Raw genomic sequence first — 15,277 nt, forward strand, 5'->3', positions numbered from 1 at the left:
TTTACATCAAATCTTTTCAATTCCTTGAAACTATAAAATTTTATCTTGTTTGCAATTATTCGGGATAAATAGGTTAAAATGATAAATCTGGCTTAATCGAATTAATTTCTTTTAATTCTTCCTCTAAATTATAAGCTACTCTTAGCATCTTCTCTTCCTCAAAAGCACGTCCTATAATCTGAATTCCTACCGGCAATTTTCCCTTGGCAGTAAAACCACAATTCATTGATAAACCTGGTAAACCAGCGAGATTAACCGGTAAGGTGTAAGCATCTGTTAAAAACATTGTCAATGGGTCATCTATTCTCTCCCCTACCTTAAACGGGGGAATGGGAGAAGTAGGACAAATTAGTAAATCATATTTTTGAAAAACATTATCAAAATCTTTCTTGATTAGAGTTCTTACTCTCTGAGCTTTTAAATAATATGCATCATAGTAACCGGAGCTTAAGGCATAGGTTCCTAACATTATTCTTCTAATTACCTCGGCTCCAAAACCTTTGCTTCTGGTTTTTAAATACATATCTTCAAGGTCATCACTTTCTTCTATTCTCAAACCGTATTGTACTCCATCGAATTTAGCCAGATTGGAACTTGCTTCCGCCATGGCAATTAGATAATAAGCTGGTAAAGCATATTCAAGATTGGGCAAAGAAGTCTCTTCTATCTTTGCTCCCAACCGTGAAAGCTTATGGATGGTATTCATTACCTTTCTTCTTACTTCTGCATCTAAACCATGGCTAAAAAATTCACGTGGTACACCGAATTTTAAATCACTGATACCTTCCCGACAGGATGACTGAAAATCGGGAACTGAAAGATTGGCTGAAGTGGAATCAAGGGAATCATAACCACAAATAACATTCATCAACTTAGCCACATCCTTAATCCCTTTACCTAAGATTCCAATCTGATCCAGCGAGGAGGCATAAGCAATAACACCATAGCGAGATATACGACCATAGGTAGGTTTAATACCAACAATGCCACAAAAAGAAGCTGGTAATCTAACTGAACCACCGGTATCGGTTCCCAGGGCAATTAATGCCTCATCTGCTGCAACTGCTGCTGCTGAACCACCACTGGAACCACCTGGAACACGAGTTATATCCCAGGGGTTAAGCGTAACCTGAAAAGCAGAATTTTCAGTGGAAGAACCCATCGCAAATTCGTCAAGATTGGTTTTACCTATGATTATCCCCCCGGCATCCTTTATCCTTCTGACTACTGTAGCATCATAGAGAGGAATAAATCCTTTCAATATTCTGGAGGCACAGGTAGTGTCCATATCTTTGGTGCAAATAATATCCTTTATCGCTATAGGCAGACCAGCTAAAGGAGGTATATCTTGATTATTCTTTATTTTCTGGTCAATCTTCTTCGCTTCTAATAAAGCCCCTTCCTTATTAACAAATAAATAAGCCTTCAGTGTTTTATCAATCCTGTCAATCCGATGAAAAATATCTTTTATAACCTGTTCCACGGTAATCTCTCTATTTTTTATCATTTCCAAATAATCAATCACTTTTAGTTCATTTAATTGCAAATTTATTTCCTCCTGCTTCCAGTAAAAAATCTGCTTACTTTTTTCCTAGTTCAATTATAAAATTCTGGGAACTTGAAAATAACCTTTTTCCTTGTATCTGGTCATTCCCATTACTGTGTTCTGGGGTAATGAAGGCTTAACAATATCTTCATGAAAGTGTTTTGAAGAGGTAGCAATATGAGAGGTGGGTTGCACCTGTTCCGTATCCAATTCTTTTAATTTAGCAAAAAAAGAAAGGATATCATTTAATTGTTTAGAAAACAATTCTTTTTGTTCCTCAGTTAACTCTAGTTTAGCTAACTTTGCTACATATTCCACATCTTTTTGAGTAATAATTTTTTCAGCCATAATAAATACTAAGCTCTCCTTTCCTGCATCAACTTTCTATCATTTTCCTAAAATCTTCTTCAGCAATTATCTTTATATTTAATTCTTTTGCTTTTTGATATTTTTGACCGGGATCTTGTCCCAGTAGTAGAAAATCTGTTTTTTTAGTAACATTACTGGCTACTCGACCTCCTAATCTTTCAATTATACCTTTAGCTTCTTCTCTGGTAAAATGTTCTAAAGTTCCGGTTAAAACAAATTGAAGACCTTCTAAAAGATTTTTCCCAGCGGTCTTCTTCTCCGCGGAAAGATTTACTCCAGCTTGTTTGAGTTTTTTGATAATTTCTCTATTCTCTTTTTGCTGGAAAAATAAGATAATACTTTCTGCCATAATAGGACCTATACCCTCTATATTAACAAAATCTTCCCAAGTAAATTTCTCTAAATCCGATAGATTATCAATTCTTTCAGCTAATAATTGCGACGCATATACGCCTACATGTCTGATACCAAGAGCATATATTAAATTGGAGAGAGGTCTATTTTTGCTATCCTCAATAGCTCTAATAATATTATCGGAGGATTTTTCAGCTATTCTTTCCAGATTTAGCAAATCTTCTCTCTTCAAATAATATAAATCGGCAAAATCCTTGATGACTTTAGTATCTACCAGTTGATTAATAAGGGCTGGACCCAATCCTTCAATATCCAAGGCACTGCGAGAAACAAAATGTCTAATTCTTTCCTTGACCTGAGCAGAACAGGAAATATTGTTACAGCGAGAGACAACTTCTTCATTTAACTTCACCACTTGGGAACCACAAACCGGGCACCTCTCAGGCATGCGGAAAATCTTTTCTTTCCCACTCCTCTTTTCTTTAATTACCTGTATAATTTCAGGAATTACCTCACCAGCTTTTTGTATCAATACGGTATCGCCAATTCTTATATCTTTTCTTTTTATCTCATCTTCATTGTGAAGAGTGGCTCTTTGAACCTTAGAGCCAGAAACGATAACTGGTTCTAATAGAGCAACCGGGGTTAAAGCTCCTGTTCTTCCTACTCCCACAATAATATCACGAACTACAGTGGTCATCTGCTCTGCTGGAAATTTATAGGCAATAGCCCATCTGGGACTCTTTGTGGTGGAACCTAATTTCTCTCTCATTGATAATTGATTAATCTTGATAACCATACCATCGATATCATAATTCAATTCATTTTTTCTCTTCTGCCAGGAATTACAATACTCGATAACCTGCTCAATGTTGGCACATGGCTTGATATTGGTATTAACTCTAAATCCGGCAGCCCTAAGAAAATTTAGTACTTCCATATGGGTGGCAAAATATTCCTTCCTGGGCAAGGTAGCCTGATAGATAAAAGTATCCAGTTGTCTACTGGCAGTTGTAGCTGGATCAAGCTGTCGCACAGAGCCTGCTGCTGCATTTCTGGGATTGGCAAATAGATTTTCCATTCTTTTCATTCTTTCTTCATTAAGCTTCTTAAAATTCTCTCTGCTCATATATACTTCACCATAGACCTCAATTATATCCATTCCTTTATATTCTCTTAATTTAAGAGGTATGCTCTTTATGGTTCTAAGATTCTGGGTGATATCTTCTCCGGTAATACCATCACCTCTGGTGGCACCACGAGTCAGAATTCCTTTTTCATAAACCAGGGCAATTGCCAGCCCATCAATTTTCAATTCTACAACATAATCATAATACTGGTGAGGAAAGTTTTTCCTGACACGTTGATCAAAATCTATCAATTCCTGTTCATAAAAGGCATTAGAAAGGCTTAACATGGGAATCAGGTGCCTGGCAGTTATAAATTGTTCCAGTGGCTTCGCTCCTACTCTCTGAGTGGGAGAATCAGGTGCAATAAATTCCGGATAGTCTCGCTCTAATTCAACTAATTGCTTCATTAATAAATCATATTCATAATCGGAAATAAGGGGTTGATCATCCACATAATAGTGATAGTTATGTTTTCTAATCTCTTCCCTCAACCATTCTATTTCTTCTTTAATTTTTATCTTATTTTTCTTCTCAAACATAATATTATATTACACTCATGGATATCTTTTTCTAATATTTTTATCACAAATTCTATCTTATTTTTACCTAAGATATAATGATAATGACAATTATATTTTATCTAATAACCTAACTTAGTAAATATGATTTTTAATTTAGAAAAGAGTATTTAATAATCATAGTATATAACAAAAGCCATAAAAAGCTCAATAGTAGTAATCACTTTAATATTAAAGTGTCTATTAAAAATAAATTTTGGCAGTTATTTTTTACCATAGTATCTTTTAATTATAATAATTAAAAGCTGTAATTATTATATTGCTAAAAATAAATATATTTTATTTTCCTACTATCTTTATTGAAAGATAGATGTCTACAAGTTGCTAATATAAACCTTGATGATTATTATATTTGACAAAAGCGCATACTGCCATTATATTTATAATCGATATCCCAAATAATCTTAAGGAGAACTTTATTTATTATGCAATTCATTAGAAAGAATATAAAACCAATATTACTGGCAATCGTTATCGTTTTCGTTGTTTCCATATTTTATGGTCTGGGTCAATACAGGTCTTCCGGTTCTCGTTCCCAGCAGGTGGGCAATATGATAGCTGAAGTGAACGGCATCGGAATAAGTTACCAACAGTGGCAAAATACCTTTATGAATTTTATTTCCCGTTATGATAATCAAACCCTATCCAGCATCAGTGATGAGGTATTAGCTTCTCTTAAAAACAATATTACCGAACAGCTGGTAAATTCGACCTTAATATATCAATATGCTGAGAAGCAAAACATAAGCATTCCAGATAGTGATGTAAATAATGAAATTGAACAGATTAAAAGCAGCTTTAACTCAGACCAAGAATTTAATAATGCTTTGAGCAAAAATAATCTAACTTTAAATCAATTAAAAGATAACTTAAACAGGCAATTGATGATTAATAAAGTTGTTCAAAATGAATATGATAAGATCGCCATTTCTGAAGAGGAAATAACGCAGTATTATGAGGAAAACAAGAGTTATTTCTTTCAATCGGAAAAGAGAAAGATAAGTCATATCCTAGTTGAAGATAAGGAAGAAGCGGAGCTGTTGTTAAGTCAACTAAGTGATGGGGTTATTGAGTTTGAGAAAACTGCTAAAGATAAATCTATTTGCCCTTCAGCAGAACAGGGTGGTGACTTGGGTTATGTTGTTCGGGGACAAATGGTCCCAGCATTTGAAGAGGCTGCTTTTTCCTTAGAAATAGGAGAACTGAGTAATATTGTTGAAACTGAATATGGTTATCATATTATTCAATGTAATGATATCCAGGAAGAAAAACAATTAACTTTGGAAGAAGCAAAAGAAAATATAAAAAATGTTTTTACCTACCAAAAACAGAATGAGGTAATTGAAGCACTCTTAGCCCAATTAAGAGAAGAAGCCAATATAATAATTCACTACGACTTTACCTCAGAATTAGAAGCCAAAGAACAGGACAAAGATGGTAATCAAATTACAGAAACTGAAATCTCTACTGAAGAAAATCAATTATCAGAAGGAGATGTTTCTGAAGAAGGTATAATTGAAGAAATAATAGAGAACTAACTAAGGTTTGCTCTTACTTTGCTTTTATAATATTTACCATATTAAAAAAAGATAATGTTTTTTGAATACAGTGATAGTGCCAGTTAACTCTTTTAGAGAATTCTATCTTGGTACATGTTTCAAAGGTAATGCCGGGAATCTTATATTGGTGCCAAGCTTCATGTGTTCCTGAACCCTCAACAGGTTTCAGCAGTATATTAAAACAGTTTTCTGGTAAAATGACCTTCTGGTTTAATTGTTTGAGTAAATAACTACTCATTTGATTCAGTAATTCATTATCATGAATATCAAGAACAATGGTCTGTCCATAATGATCAGAGCTCTGCTGATAAAAATCAACTGATTCATGTAAATCCAGCAGGAAATCAACCTTATAATCATTCATTATTCCCATAATCTCTCCTGCTAACCTAGCAACTCCTTCTGATTTCTTATCCCCAGGATATTTTCGATTCAAATCTTCCTCGGGAGTAATAGCACGTACTTCGCTCTGACACGCTGCTTTATTGGTCTTTGGAATTACAATAACCTTTCCTTTTGCCGGTTGGAAATCTTCCATAAATCTTCTAACTGCCGTAACTCCTGCCAGTTCATCACCATGTACTCCAGCTAAAATCATTATTACCGGCCTATCCTGCTGGGAAGAGAAAATATAGGCATCTGTCTCATAATTAGTGTCTTCACAAATGATTATTTTTTCAATAATAGCAGAAGTTTGCTGGTTAAGGGCGTAAACAGATAATGAAGGTGTTATTAAAAATAAGATAAATAAAAAGGTGAAATAGATATATATCTTTTGAAAAAAAATAAGCCTTTTTTCTAACATGATATTTTTAAACCTTTTAATACTTTATTATCCAGAAGTTCAGTCAAACAGAATTTTTTTGGAAACACTGGCATAACGATCTTCAGAGAGTAATTCCATTCTTTCTCCTGAATTATCTATTATTAACCGATAAGTCTTAATACTATAACCGGAAACTCCTTCCTGGATTACATTATTTGCATCATTAGCTGTTCGTGTACCTTCCTGCTTAATTTTAATCACATCATAATCATAAGTTTTTAGATCCTGAGTAATTATTCTGACATTCTTATCCAATCCCTTTTCTCCCCGGATAGTAACCACCAGACTATCTGGCTTAACTTCGCTAAGGATTACAATTAATTGGTCTAAAGAATTTTTAAACTTCAAATCTTTATACCCATAAAATATTGCAGCATCTCTCCCTAAAGGAACATAATTTGTTACCTCACCATAGATAGAATGATTATATCTTTCCATAATTTGAAGATTAGCCAGTAGTACAGCGTTATACAGAGTAGTGGAAACCTGACATACGCCACCACCATATCCATTGATAAACTGTCCATTAGCAATAATAGTGCTCTCTTTATAACCATCTTCTTTATCGGCGGGACCTATTATTTGATTAAAGGAAAATATTTCCCCGGGTTTTATTATAATACCATTAATTTGTTCTGCTGCTTTTTGGATATTATAGAAGGTATTTTCTTCTTTGCCCAGTAAAGAAGTTTCATATGTACTTATGGTCTCAAAAACTCCAATGCTTGCCAAAATTTCCGTAGTGGATACTTCGGGTTCTTGATGATGAACCGGCAAATCAATGCTAATAGGCATATTTGATGGTGTTATTTCAATTATACCATTTTCTATATCCTTTAATAACTGTTCTTCATTTATTACTATTCCTATCTGTGCTGGAATAACTCTATCCGAAGCAAGGGAGGCATCTCGAGAAGGTTGTTCAAATTTTACTTGTAATTGGTTATAAAAAGATTTAAATCTATTTTCCTCAACTCTTACCAAAGGAGAAAGGTGATAATCTTTTCTAATCAAAAGTATTCTTTCCTTTATTCTAAAGAAAAAAGTGCCCCTCCTACCAATAGAATAAGCTTCATTGATTAGTCTGTCTATATCAATGACAGCACCAATATCATCTTGAGGTACTATACTTAATTTCCCTTCCTCATGATTAATTAATATAGGATTGTTAAGGATATCTTCAATAACTGGTTGTAGAATTTGATAAGCTTCGTTCTTTCTTAATCCACCGATTTCCTGATTCATAGTTAACACACTGGGATATATTTTCCCTCTATAGATTAGTAAATCAATTGAATATATTAGAAAAAAGAACAAAATAGAGGCAAGTAATATTAAAAATAACCTACTATTTAACCATTTAGTAGGTCTTGCTTTCTTATTATGATAATAATGGCGATTATACAACTAACTCTCCTTTCTCGCTATTTTCTATCTTGGCACCTGGTCTGAAAGTATTTTTTAAGCAAAAATCTAATTGAAAATATATGAATTTTCCTTTATAATATTACCTGCTATATTGGTAATATCTATTTACATACGTGAGCGGGAATAGCTCAGTTGGCAGAGCGTTGGCTTCCCAAGCCGAAGGCCGCGGGTTCAAACCCCGTTTCCCGCTCCATTGTTATTATAAAGTCCTACCTTAGTAATAAAATTATGATGGTCCGAATAATTTAGTGATAATATCTTCCCCTTTGAGCATTAAAAATACCAGATAAATAAGCATCGCCAACAAAAAACCCAGTAATATTCTTCCATAAAAAATAGGTATCCTGAATCTTTTATTATCCGATTTCATCATTCTAGTAATAATCTGCGAAAGGATAACTATTATAAATAATAGAATAAACAATACAGCGATTTGATCAGCCATCTTAACCTGCCCTACTCTCTCGTATTTACTAATGACACATCTTAATTAAGGTAAGTCTATTATTAGGGATTTATTTAAGATAATCAATAAGAGTTATGCACTCATTTCCGGTCAGCCTCTTTTACTATTTTTTCCTCATTTCTATTATCTATTTTTTAACTTATCTATCCGGTTAATATTTTCTTGTGGTTTGTGTCTCAAATTAATATATTTCATTACTTTATGGAAAAACTATTTTATTGATTAATAATTAAGTCTGTGAATCCACTTTTCTAATTCATCCTGATTAATAGCTGCCCTTAACTGAACAGCAAAAGGAGTGATGGATACATAATTATTCTTTATAGCCCAATAATCACTATTCTTATCCATTTCTCCAACTGGTGCGCTTCCCGCAATCCAAAAATATTCCACCTGCTCAGTTCTGTAAATACTTTCAATTGTTTTTTGATGAAAAACAGGCGCGGGTTGTGTTAATTTAAATCCTCTTATATTATCATAATCAGTTCCGGGAATGTTAATATTTAATACCATTGGTATCTGGCTAATATGTGATGGTAATGTTTTGATTATCATATCCATCACCTTAATAGCTCCGCCAAAAGAAATGTTATCTGTTTTATCTATAGATATGGCCATGGAAAAGATATCATGGAAAGCTCCTTCTATAGCAGCACCGACTGTTCCCGAATAAAAAACATCTCTCCCCAAATTAGCACCGGCATTGATTCCTGCCACCACTAATTGCGGCTTATCATGAGACAACAATTTATCCAGACCAATTATCACACAATCAACCGATGTCCCACTTAAGGAATAGCCAAAAAAACTACTTCCTGACCATGTTTTACAACAGCAGACTGTTTCATAAATAGTAGTTGAACACCCTGAACCGCTCCTTTCCCGATCAGGTGCTATTACTGTAACCCTGCCTATTTTTTCCAAATATCCTTTTAATTCTACCAAACCTTTTGCCTGTATACCATCATCATTAGTTAATAGTATGTTCAATAATTTTTGCCCCTTCTATGATTAACTTCCCGAGCAACAATAACACCAGAAACAGATGATTGAATAAGGCCTCTAGTGATTCCTGCTCCGTCACCAATGGCAAAGAGATTTTTTATTTTTGTTTCCAGCTGCTGAGATAAGTCTAATCTTGCTGAATAAAACTTAACCTCTGCTCCATACAATAAAGTTTGTTCACAGTAAACACCAGGAGCAATTTTATCCAGGGATTTTAACATCTCCAAAATATCGCTAAGAATTCGATAGGGTAAAACAAAACTCAGATCTCCTGGTGTAGCACTGCTTAAGGTTGGTATTACTATAGAATGATCTATTCTGTCAGGTGTAGACCTTCTTCCTAAAATCAAATCACCCAGACGTTGAATAATTACTCCACCACTTAAAATATTGGCTAAATTGGCGATATGTTTTCCATAGGCAATTGGTTCCTGGAAAGGTTTTGTAAACATTGTGCTTACTAATATAGCGAAATTGGTATTATCGGTCTTTTTATTACTATAACTATGACCATTAACCGTGGTAATACCGTTATTATATTCCATCACTACTTCGCCAGAAGGACACATACAAAAGGTACGTACTTTATCATCAAAGCAGGCTGAATAGTAAATCAACTTTGATTCATAAAGTGTATCAGTTAGATGTTCTAAAATCACTGCTGGAACTTCTACTCTTACTCCAACATCTACCGGATTGCGAAAAATCGGTAATGCTAATTCTGTAGCTTGATTCTTTAACCATTCTGCGCCCACTCTACCAGGAGAAAGAATAACATACCTTCCTTTAATATATTCTCCAGTTGAGGTAATGACTCCACTAACTTCATTATCTTCTTTGACCACCCTATTGACTTCAGTATCGGTTCTAATCTCTAGTTTATCTTTTAGAAAATCATAGATATTTTTTAATATGGTGAAACATTTCTCTGTTCCTAAGTGCCGAATCTTAGCAGGAATAAACCTTAGATTCGCTTTAGCTGCTTCTCTTTTAATTTGTTCAATTTTTTCCTGATTGTTACCATAGACACTGTCTTCTGCTCCAAACTGGCGATAGATTTTATCAACATAATTAATTAATTGGTTTAATTCTTCTTCGCTAATGTAATCAGACAGGTTGCCACCAAAATCACTAGTAAGATTTAGTTTCCCATCACTAAAGGCACCGCCTCCGCCCCATCCTGATAATAATGAACAGGGACTACATTGCTGGCAGGCAGTTTTTTGCTCTCTCATGGGACATTTTCTCTTGGTGATATTTTTGCCTTTTTCTAAAATTAGAATAGTAATATCCTTTCGATAACTCTTTAGTAATTCCAGAGTAGCAAAAATACCTGCTGGCCCTGCTCCAACTATAATAACATCATATCTTTTATCCATTTGCTCCACCTTATTCTTAAGATTGAGGTACAAATATAATCCTTGCTCAGCTCAATCTTCATGGTCAAAGAAAAAATGCCCTGCTGGACAGTCCTTTTTGAAAATTCCACTAAAATTTAATAAAATATTAATCCTTTAATTTAGAAAAAATTATCTTTTTTAAATATTCTAATCGGCTTGTAGAAACACTAAATTTATGTTTTTCTAATATGCCTGTATATTTCAGTCCAGCTCCAGTCACCAGAGCAACACAACGAGATTCTTTACTTATTACTCCCTCTTTTCTCATTTTCCAAATAGCAGCAACTGAAACTGTCGCAGCAGGCTGGGCAAATATCCCTTCTTTAGCCAACATGCGTTGCCCTTGCATTGCTTCTTGATCAGAAACAGTAGTTACTATACTATTATACTTTCTTAGTTTCCTTAAAAGCTCATTACCACTGGGTGGAAAAGGATTAGCAATGGCATGGTCAATGGCCTGGGGATTTTCTACTGGAGCAACCTTATCCTGTTGATTAATCCAGGCCTGATAGATAGGTGCACATCCTTCTAATTGAACACAAATAATTTTAGGCAATTCAGCAATTAAGCCCCGTTCAAAAAATTCCAGAAAACCCTTTATAATGCCCCGGGCATTGCCCCCAGAACTGGTTGGGATTACTACATATTGTGGTATGTCATAATTTAACTGTTCACATATTTCAAAGGCAATAGTCTTTGATCCTTCTACTCGGAAAGGTACATCTGAATTCATAAAATAGATACCTAATTCCTGACCAATCTTTAAGCTTTCATAGTAAATCTGACCATAATCACCCTTTACTCTGATTAAAATAGGTTCGTAAATCAAAATAGGATTTATCTTTTCTTCTGGCAGGTCAGCACTAACTAAAATAAGTGTCTTTATACCGGCACGAGCACCATAAGCAGCTACCGAAACAGCCATATTACCGCTGGATAGTGTACCAATACAATTATAGCCCAGACTGATAGCATGCTGTAAAGCGACATAGGTACCTCTATCCTTAAATGACCAGGTTGGATTAACAGTTTCATTTTTTAAATATAAATAATCCAAATCCAGTAGCTGAGAAAGTAGATTGGAATTAATTAAGGGAGTAAAACCTTCTTTCAAAGAAAGCTTACGGTTTATTTTGGAAAAGGAATAAAAGGGAGCATAATGAGTTAAAATATTTTCCGGAAGGGAGATCTTATCTTTATCAAAATTTTGTAGTGAGCTAACCTTAATCTCCAATGGCTCAAAACAATCATCACAGCGGGGGAATACTCTATCCAGAGGATATTCTTTTTGGCATCCGGTACAAACCAGGCACTCCTTATTCAATATACTCACCCATATCAATCTCAAACTCTGGTCTGGTCGGGGCGAGAGGATTTGAACCTCCGACCCCCTGAACCCCATTCAGGTGCGCTTGCCAAACTGCGCTACGCCCCGACTTAGCTTTTACACAAGTATATTATACAGGAGCTTACCTCTTCTATCAACCAAATAAAGGGAAATAAAATAAAATTTCTTATATTCTTATATATCTTTTTCCCTCAATTTCCCTAATTATATTCTTCAATTCCAGAGATAGTAAAACTTCACTTATCTTTCCATAGGGAAGAGCTGTTAATTCAGTTATTTCATCAATATGCAATGGTTCAATGGAAATGTATTGTAAAAGATTCTGTTCATAATCAGTAAGCTCACCAGTATTAACACAATTCGGTCTTCTATCTTCAGTTTTTTCTCTCTCTGAGAAGAGTTTGTTTTCTTCCTGAAATTCTTCCAGAATATCATGATAGCTGTTTACCAGTTTGGCACCCTGCTTAATGAGATTATGACAGCCGGTAGAGAGAAAAGAATGAACACTTCCTGGAACTGCAAATACCTCTCTTCCCTGTTCCAGGGCATAATCTGCAGTAATCAAAGCTCCACTTTTTTCACCAGCTTCTATAACTAAGGTTCCCAGAGCTAATCCGCTAATAATTCTATTTCTCCTGGGAAAATTATTCTTTTCCGGTTTGGTAAAAATGGGAAATTCGGTAACAACTGCTCCCTTTTCTATAATACGATGAGCTAAACTTCTGTTTTCCGGAGGGTAAATTCTATCAATGCCAGATCCTAAAACTGCAATGGTTAATCCATTAGCTTCCAGAGCACCTAAGTGGGCATTGGTATCAATACCCTTAGCCAATCCACTGATTACGACATAACCAGATTTTGTTATCTCACTGGCTATTTCCCGGGCAACCTTTCGTCCATAATAAGTAGCCTTTCTGGAACCAACAATAGCTATGCCTTTTGATTGTTTCATAATGGTAACAAAATCTCCCTGATAATAAATAACCGGTGGTGGGCTGTAGATATTTTTCAAAAGGGAAGGATACCCTTCGTCCTTGATAGTTATGACTTTGATGTTTCTCTTTTGTAATAAGTCCCATTCTTGTTCTGGATCAATGTGTTGTTTTTCTTGTTCGATTTTATTCAGGATTTCTTCTCCGATATGCAATAAATTCATCATATTATTTGTTCTTATATTACAGTTCCACGCTTCTTCCAAAGAAGAAAAATGCTGCCATAATTTTAAAAAACGTACCGGACCAATCTCTTTTACCCTATTCCAAGCTAACCAGTATTTTAATTCCTGTTTTTCCATACTCCCGAACCTTATTTCTGGAATTTTTTAATTCATTAATATAATCCTTTACTTACTAATATATTGACCTTCCCATCATTAGCTTTACTTCCTCCCGCTTGTGGTGTTTGAGCTACGATTCTACCTTCAGGTAACTGATGGTGCAGAGTATAAGCGATATCACCAATTTGATAGCCATATTCTGAAAGCAGCGCTTCTGCCTCAGCAATAGTCTTTCCCACCAGATCAGGAATTTCCTGAAATGTCCCTCCTGCTCTAATTTCTACTTCTACGGTGCGATTCTTTTTTATTTCTGTCCCGGCAGGCGGCTTTTGAGTTATGACATCATAATGCTCACCCTGTGGGAAGATATGGTCATCAATAATCACCATCTTTAAACCTGTGTTATATAATGTCTGACGGGCAGCATCGAGTTCCATGCCAATGACCGAGGGAACCTGAACCACAGGAACCGCAAAAACAGTTTGATAGGCAAGAAAGGCAGCATATCCTCCCAAAATTACTGCACCAATACTAAAAAATATGATAAACAATATACGGGTGAATATAATCAGTGATCTGGCTACAAAATTATCCATATTGTTATTCCTTAAAATTATTCTTTTTCATCTTTATTATATAAAATCCATCAATATTTTTGCCAGAATATCCTGGAATTAATTGTATTGCTTCTTTAATGTTAGTTTTATAATTTACTATACCATTTTTCTCAACAAACTGTGAACTTTCCTGGATGGTAAAATTGGTATGTTTCTTGATAAATTTTAATATTATATCCTCGTTTTCCTCTTTTTCTATACTACAAGTAGTATAAAGCAATTCACCACCCAGTTTCAAATATTGGGCAGCTGTATCAAGTAAGTTTTCCTGTATTTGATTTAATCCATTGAGGTGGCTTATATCCCACTGCTTCCATTTTATGTCAGGTTTTTTTCTGATTACTCCTGTTCCAGAGCAGGGAGCATCAACCAATATTTTATCAGCTTTTCCCAGGTATGCACTATTTAGTTTTCGGGAATCAATTAGAACTGGAGAAATAATTTCAATACCAAGTCTCCTGGCTTCAGCAACAACCATTTCCAGTCTACTTTGATTTATCTCCAAAGCCATTATTTTACCCTTATTTTGCATAAGCTGAGCCATATGAGTGGTTTTCCCTCCGGGACCGCTACACATATCAATAATTGTTTCACCAGCAACAGGAGCCAAAAACTCTGAAGCCAGCATTGAGCTTTCATCCTGAATAGTAAATAAACCTTCTTTAAAGATTGGTATCTTGCCAACTTCATAAAAATCTTTTATTATAATCGCAGTGGCAGGAAGATATACACTTTCCTGAAAAGTTATCTTTAATTCAGACAATCTTTCCCGGAATTGTTGCATGCTTATTTTTAGGGAATTAATCCGCAATGTGAGGCTGGGTTTAATATTGTTCGCTTGGCAAATTTTCAAACACATGTCTAAACCAAATCTATTAATCCACCTTCTCACTAACCATTCTGGAAAAGAATAAAAGACAGAAATATAGTTAATTGGATCTGACTTAATATCAGGCCAGTTAATATTAGCAGATTTTCGAATAACATTTCTTAGGATAGCATTTACCAGACCGGAATAACCTTTAAATGGACTTTGTTTAGCCAATTCCACTGATTCATACACTATAGCGTAGTCTGGTACTTTTTCTAAATAAAGAATCTGATAAATTCCCATTCTCAGGATATTTTGAATAGTTAAGGGAAATGTTACTTTTTTATTGGTGAGAAATTGACTTATAATCCAGTCCAACCTTTTTTTGAAACGGGTTACACCATAACTTATTTCCTGCATTAAAGCTTTATCTTGATCTATTGGTTTATATTTTAAAAAAAAAGAAGGAAGTAAAATATTTAAATAAGAATTCTGCTTTTCCAACCGATTTAAGATTCTTAAAATTAATTTCCTACTAGGTATGTTACGATATAGATCCAAAAA

General features: G+C 34.6%; 13 protein-coding genes and 2 tRNA genes. 2 read left to right on the forward strand and 13 right to left on the reverse strand.

Annotation, left to right across the window (positions count from 1 at the left end):
• Positions 1-73 precede the first annotated feature (73 nt).
• From gatA to ligA, 3 genes are all read right to left on the reverse strand, one after another.
• Positions 74-1,507, reverse strand: coding sequence for an Asp-tRNA(Asn)/Glu-tRNA(Gln) amidotransferase subunit GatA (gatA, locus tag PHD84_00865; GenBank protein ID MDD5636362.1), 1,434 nt, complete (start codon positions 1,505-1,507; stop codon positions 74-76).
• A 93-nt stretch (positions 1,508-1,600) separates the two neighbouring features.
• On the reverse strand, positions 1,601-1,894 hold the full coding sequence (gene gatC, locus PHD84_00870) for an Asp-tRNA(Asn)/Glu-tRNA(Gln) amidotransferase subunit GatC (GenBank protein ID MDD5636363.1): 294 nt from the start codon (positions 1,892-1,894) through the stop codon (positions 1,601-1,603).
• A gap of 28 nt (positions 1,895-1,922) precedes the next feature.
• The gene (gene ligA, locus PHD84_00875) at positions 1,923-3,938 is read right to left on the reverse strand and encodes an NAD-dependent DNA ligase LigA (protein MDD5636364.1); all 2,016 of its coding nucleotides are present in this window, start codon (positions 3,936-3,938) and stop codon (positions 1,923-1,925) included.
• 464 nt (positions 3,939-4,402) lie between these two features.
• On the opposite strand from ligA, the gene PHD84_00880 reads away from it, so the two are divergent.
• On the forward strand, positions 4,403-5,515 hold the full coding sequence (locus PHD84_00880) for a SurA N-terminal domain-containing protein (GenBank protein ID MDD5636365.1): 1,113 nt from the start codon (positions 4,403-4,405) through the stop codon (positions 5,513-5,515).
• Between the two features lie 13 nt (positions 5,516-5,528).
• On the opposite strand, the gene PHD84_00885 is transcribed toward PHD84_00880, so the two are convergent.
• The gene (locus tag PHD84_00885; protein ID MDD5636366.1) at positions 5,529-6,341 is read right to left on the reverse strand and encodes a succinylglutamate desuccinylase/aspartoacylase family protein; all 813 of its coding nucleotides are present in this window, start codon (positions 6,339-6,341) and stop codon (positions 5,529-5,531) included.
• Positions 6,342-6,380: 39 nt separating this feature from the next.
• Positions 6,381-7,769 (reverse strand): VanW family protein, encoded by a 1,389-nt coding sequence (locus tag PHD84_00890; GenBank protein ID MDD5636367.1) that lies wholly within the window; start codon positions 7,767-7,769, stop codon positions 6,381-6,383.
• A gap of 138 nt (positions 7,770-7,907) precedes the next feature.
• On the opposite strand from PHD84_00890, the gene PHD84_00895 reads away from it, so the two are divergent.
• Positions 7,908-7,983: transfer RNA gene (locus PHD84_00895), tRNA-Gly, on the forward strand.
• Between the two features lie 33 nt (positions 7,984-8,016).
• Here the strand turns inward: PHD84_00895 and PHD84_00900 are convergent.
• From PHD84_00900 to rsmB, 8 genes are all read right to left on the reverse strand, one after another.
• Positions 8,017-8,235, reverse strand: coding sequence for a hypothetical protein (locus PHD84_00900; protein MDD5636368.1), 219 nt, complete (start codon positions 8,233-8,235; stop codon positions 8,017-8,019).
• Positions 8,236-8,478: 243 nt separating this feature from the next.
• On the reverse strand, positions 8,479-9,246 hold the full coding sequence (surE, locus tag PHD84_00905; protein ID MDD5636369.1) for a 5'/3'-nucleotidase SurE: 768 nt from the start codon (positions 9,244-9,246) through the stop codon (positions 8,479-8,481).
• On the reverse strand, positions 9,243-10,640 hold the full coding sequence (locus PHD84_00910; protein MDD5636370.1) for an NAD(P)/FAD-dependent oxidoreductase: 1,398 nt from the start codon (positions 10,638-10,640) through the stop codon (positions 9,243-9,245). The genes surE and PHD84_00910 overlap by 4 nt, the downstream gene beginning before the upstream one ends.
• A 127-nt stretch (positions 10,641-10,767) precedes the next feature.
• Positions 10,768-11,985 carry a threonine synthase gene (gene thrC / locus PHD84_00915; GenBank protein MDD5636371.1) on the reverse strand — a complete coding sequence of 406 codons (1,218 nt, stop codon included), beginning with the start codon at positions 11,983-11,985 and terminating at the stop codon, positions 10,768-10,770.
• A 33-nt stretch (positions 11,986-12,018) separates the two neighbouring features.
• Positions 12,019-12,096: transfer RNA gene (locus tag PHD84_00920), tRNA-Pro, on the reverse strand.
• A 79-nt stretch (positions 12,097-12,175) separates the two neighbouring features.
• A complete protein-coding gene (gene dprA, locus PHD84_00925; GenBank protein ID MDD5636372.1) occupies positions 12,176-13,303 on the reverse strand; it encodes a DNA-processing protein DprA in 1,128 nt (375 codons plus the stop codon).
• A gap of 35 nt (positions 13,304-13,338) precedes the next feature.
• Positions 13,339-13,881: a PASTA domain-containing protein gene (locus PHD84_00930; protein ID MDD5636373.1), complete on the reverse strand. Its 543-nt coding sequence runs from the start codon at positions 13,879-13,881 to the stop codon at positions 13,339-13,341.
• Positions 13,882-13,885: 4 nt separating this feature from the next.
• A complete protein-coding gene (rsmB, locus tag PHD84_00935; protein MDD5636374.1) occupies positions 13,886-15,274 on the reverse strand; it encodes a 16S rRNA (cytosine(967)-C(5))-methyltransferase RsmB in 1,389 nt (462 codons plus the stop codon).
• Positions 15,275-15,277 lie beyond the last annotated feature (3 nt).

Source organism: Atribacterota bacterium (genome assembly GCA_028717805.1).
In the GTDB taxonomy this organism is placed as follows: domain Bacteria; phylum Atribacterota; class Phoenicimicrobiia; order Phoenicimicrobiales; family Stramentimicrobiaceae; genus Stramentimicrobium.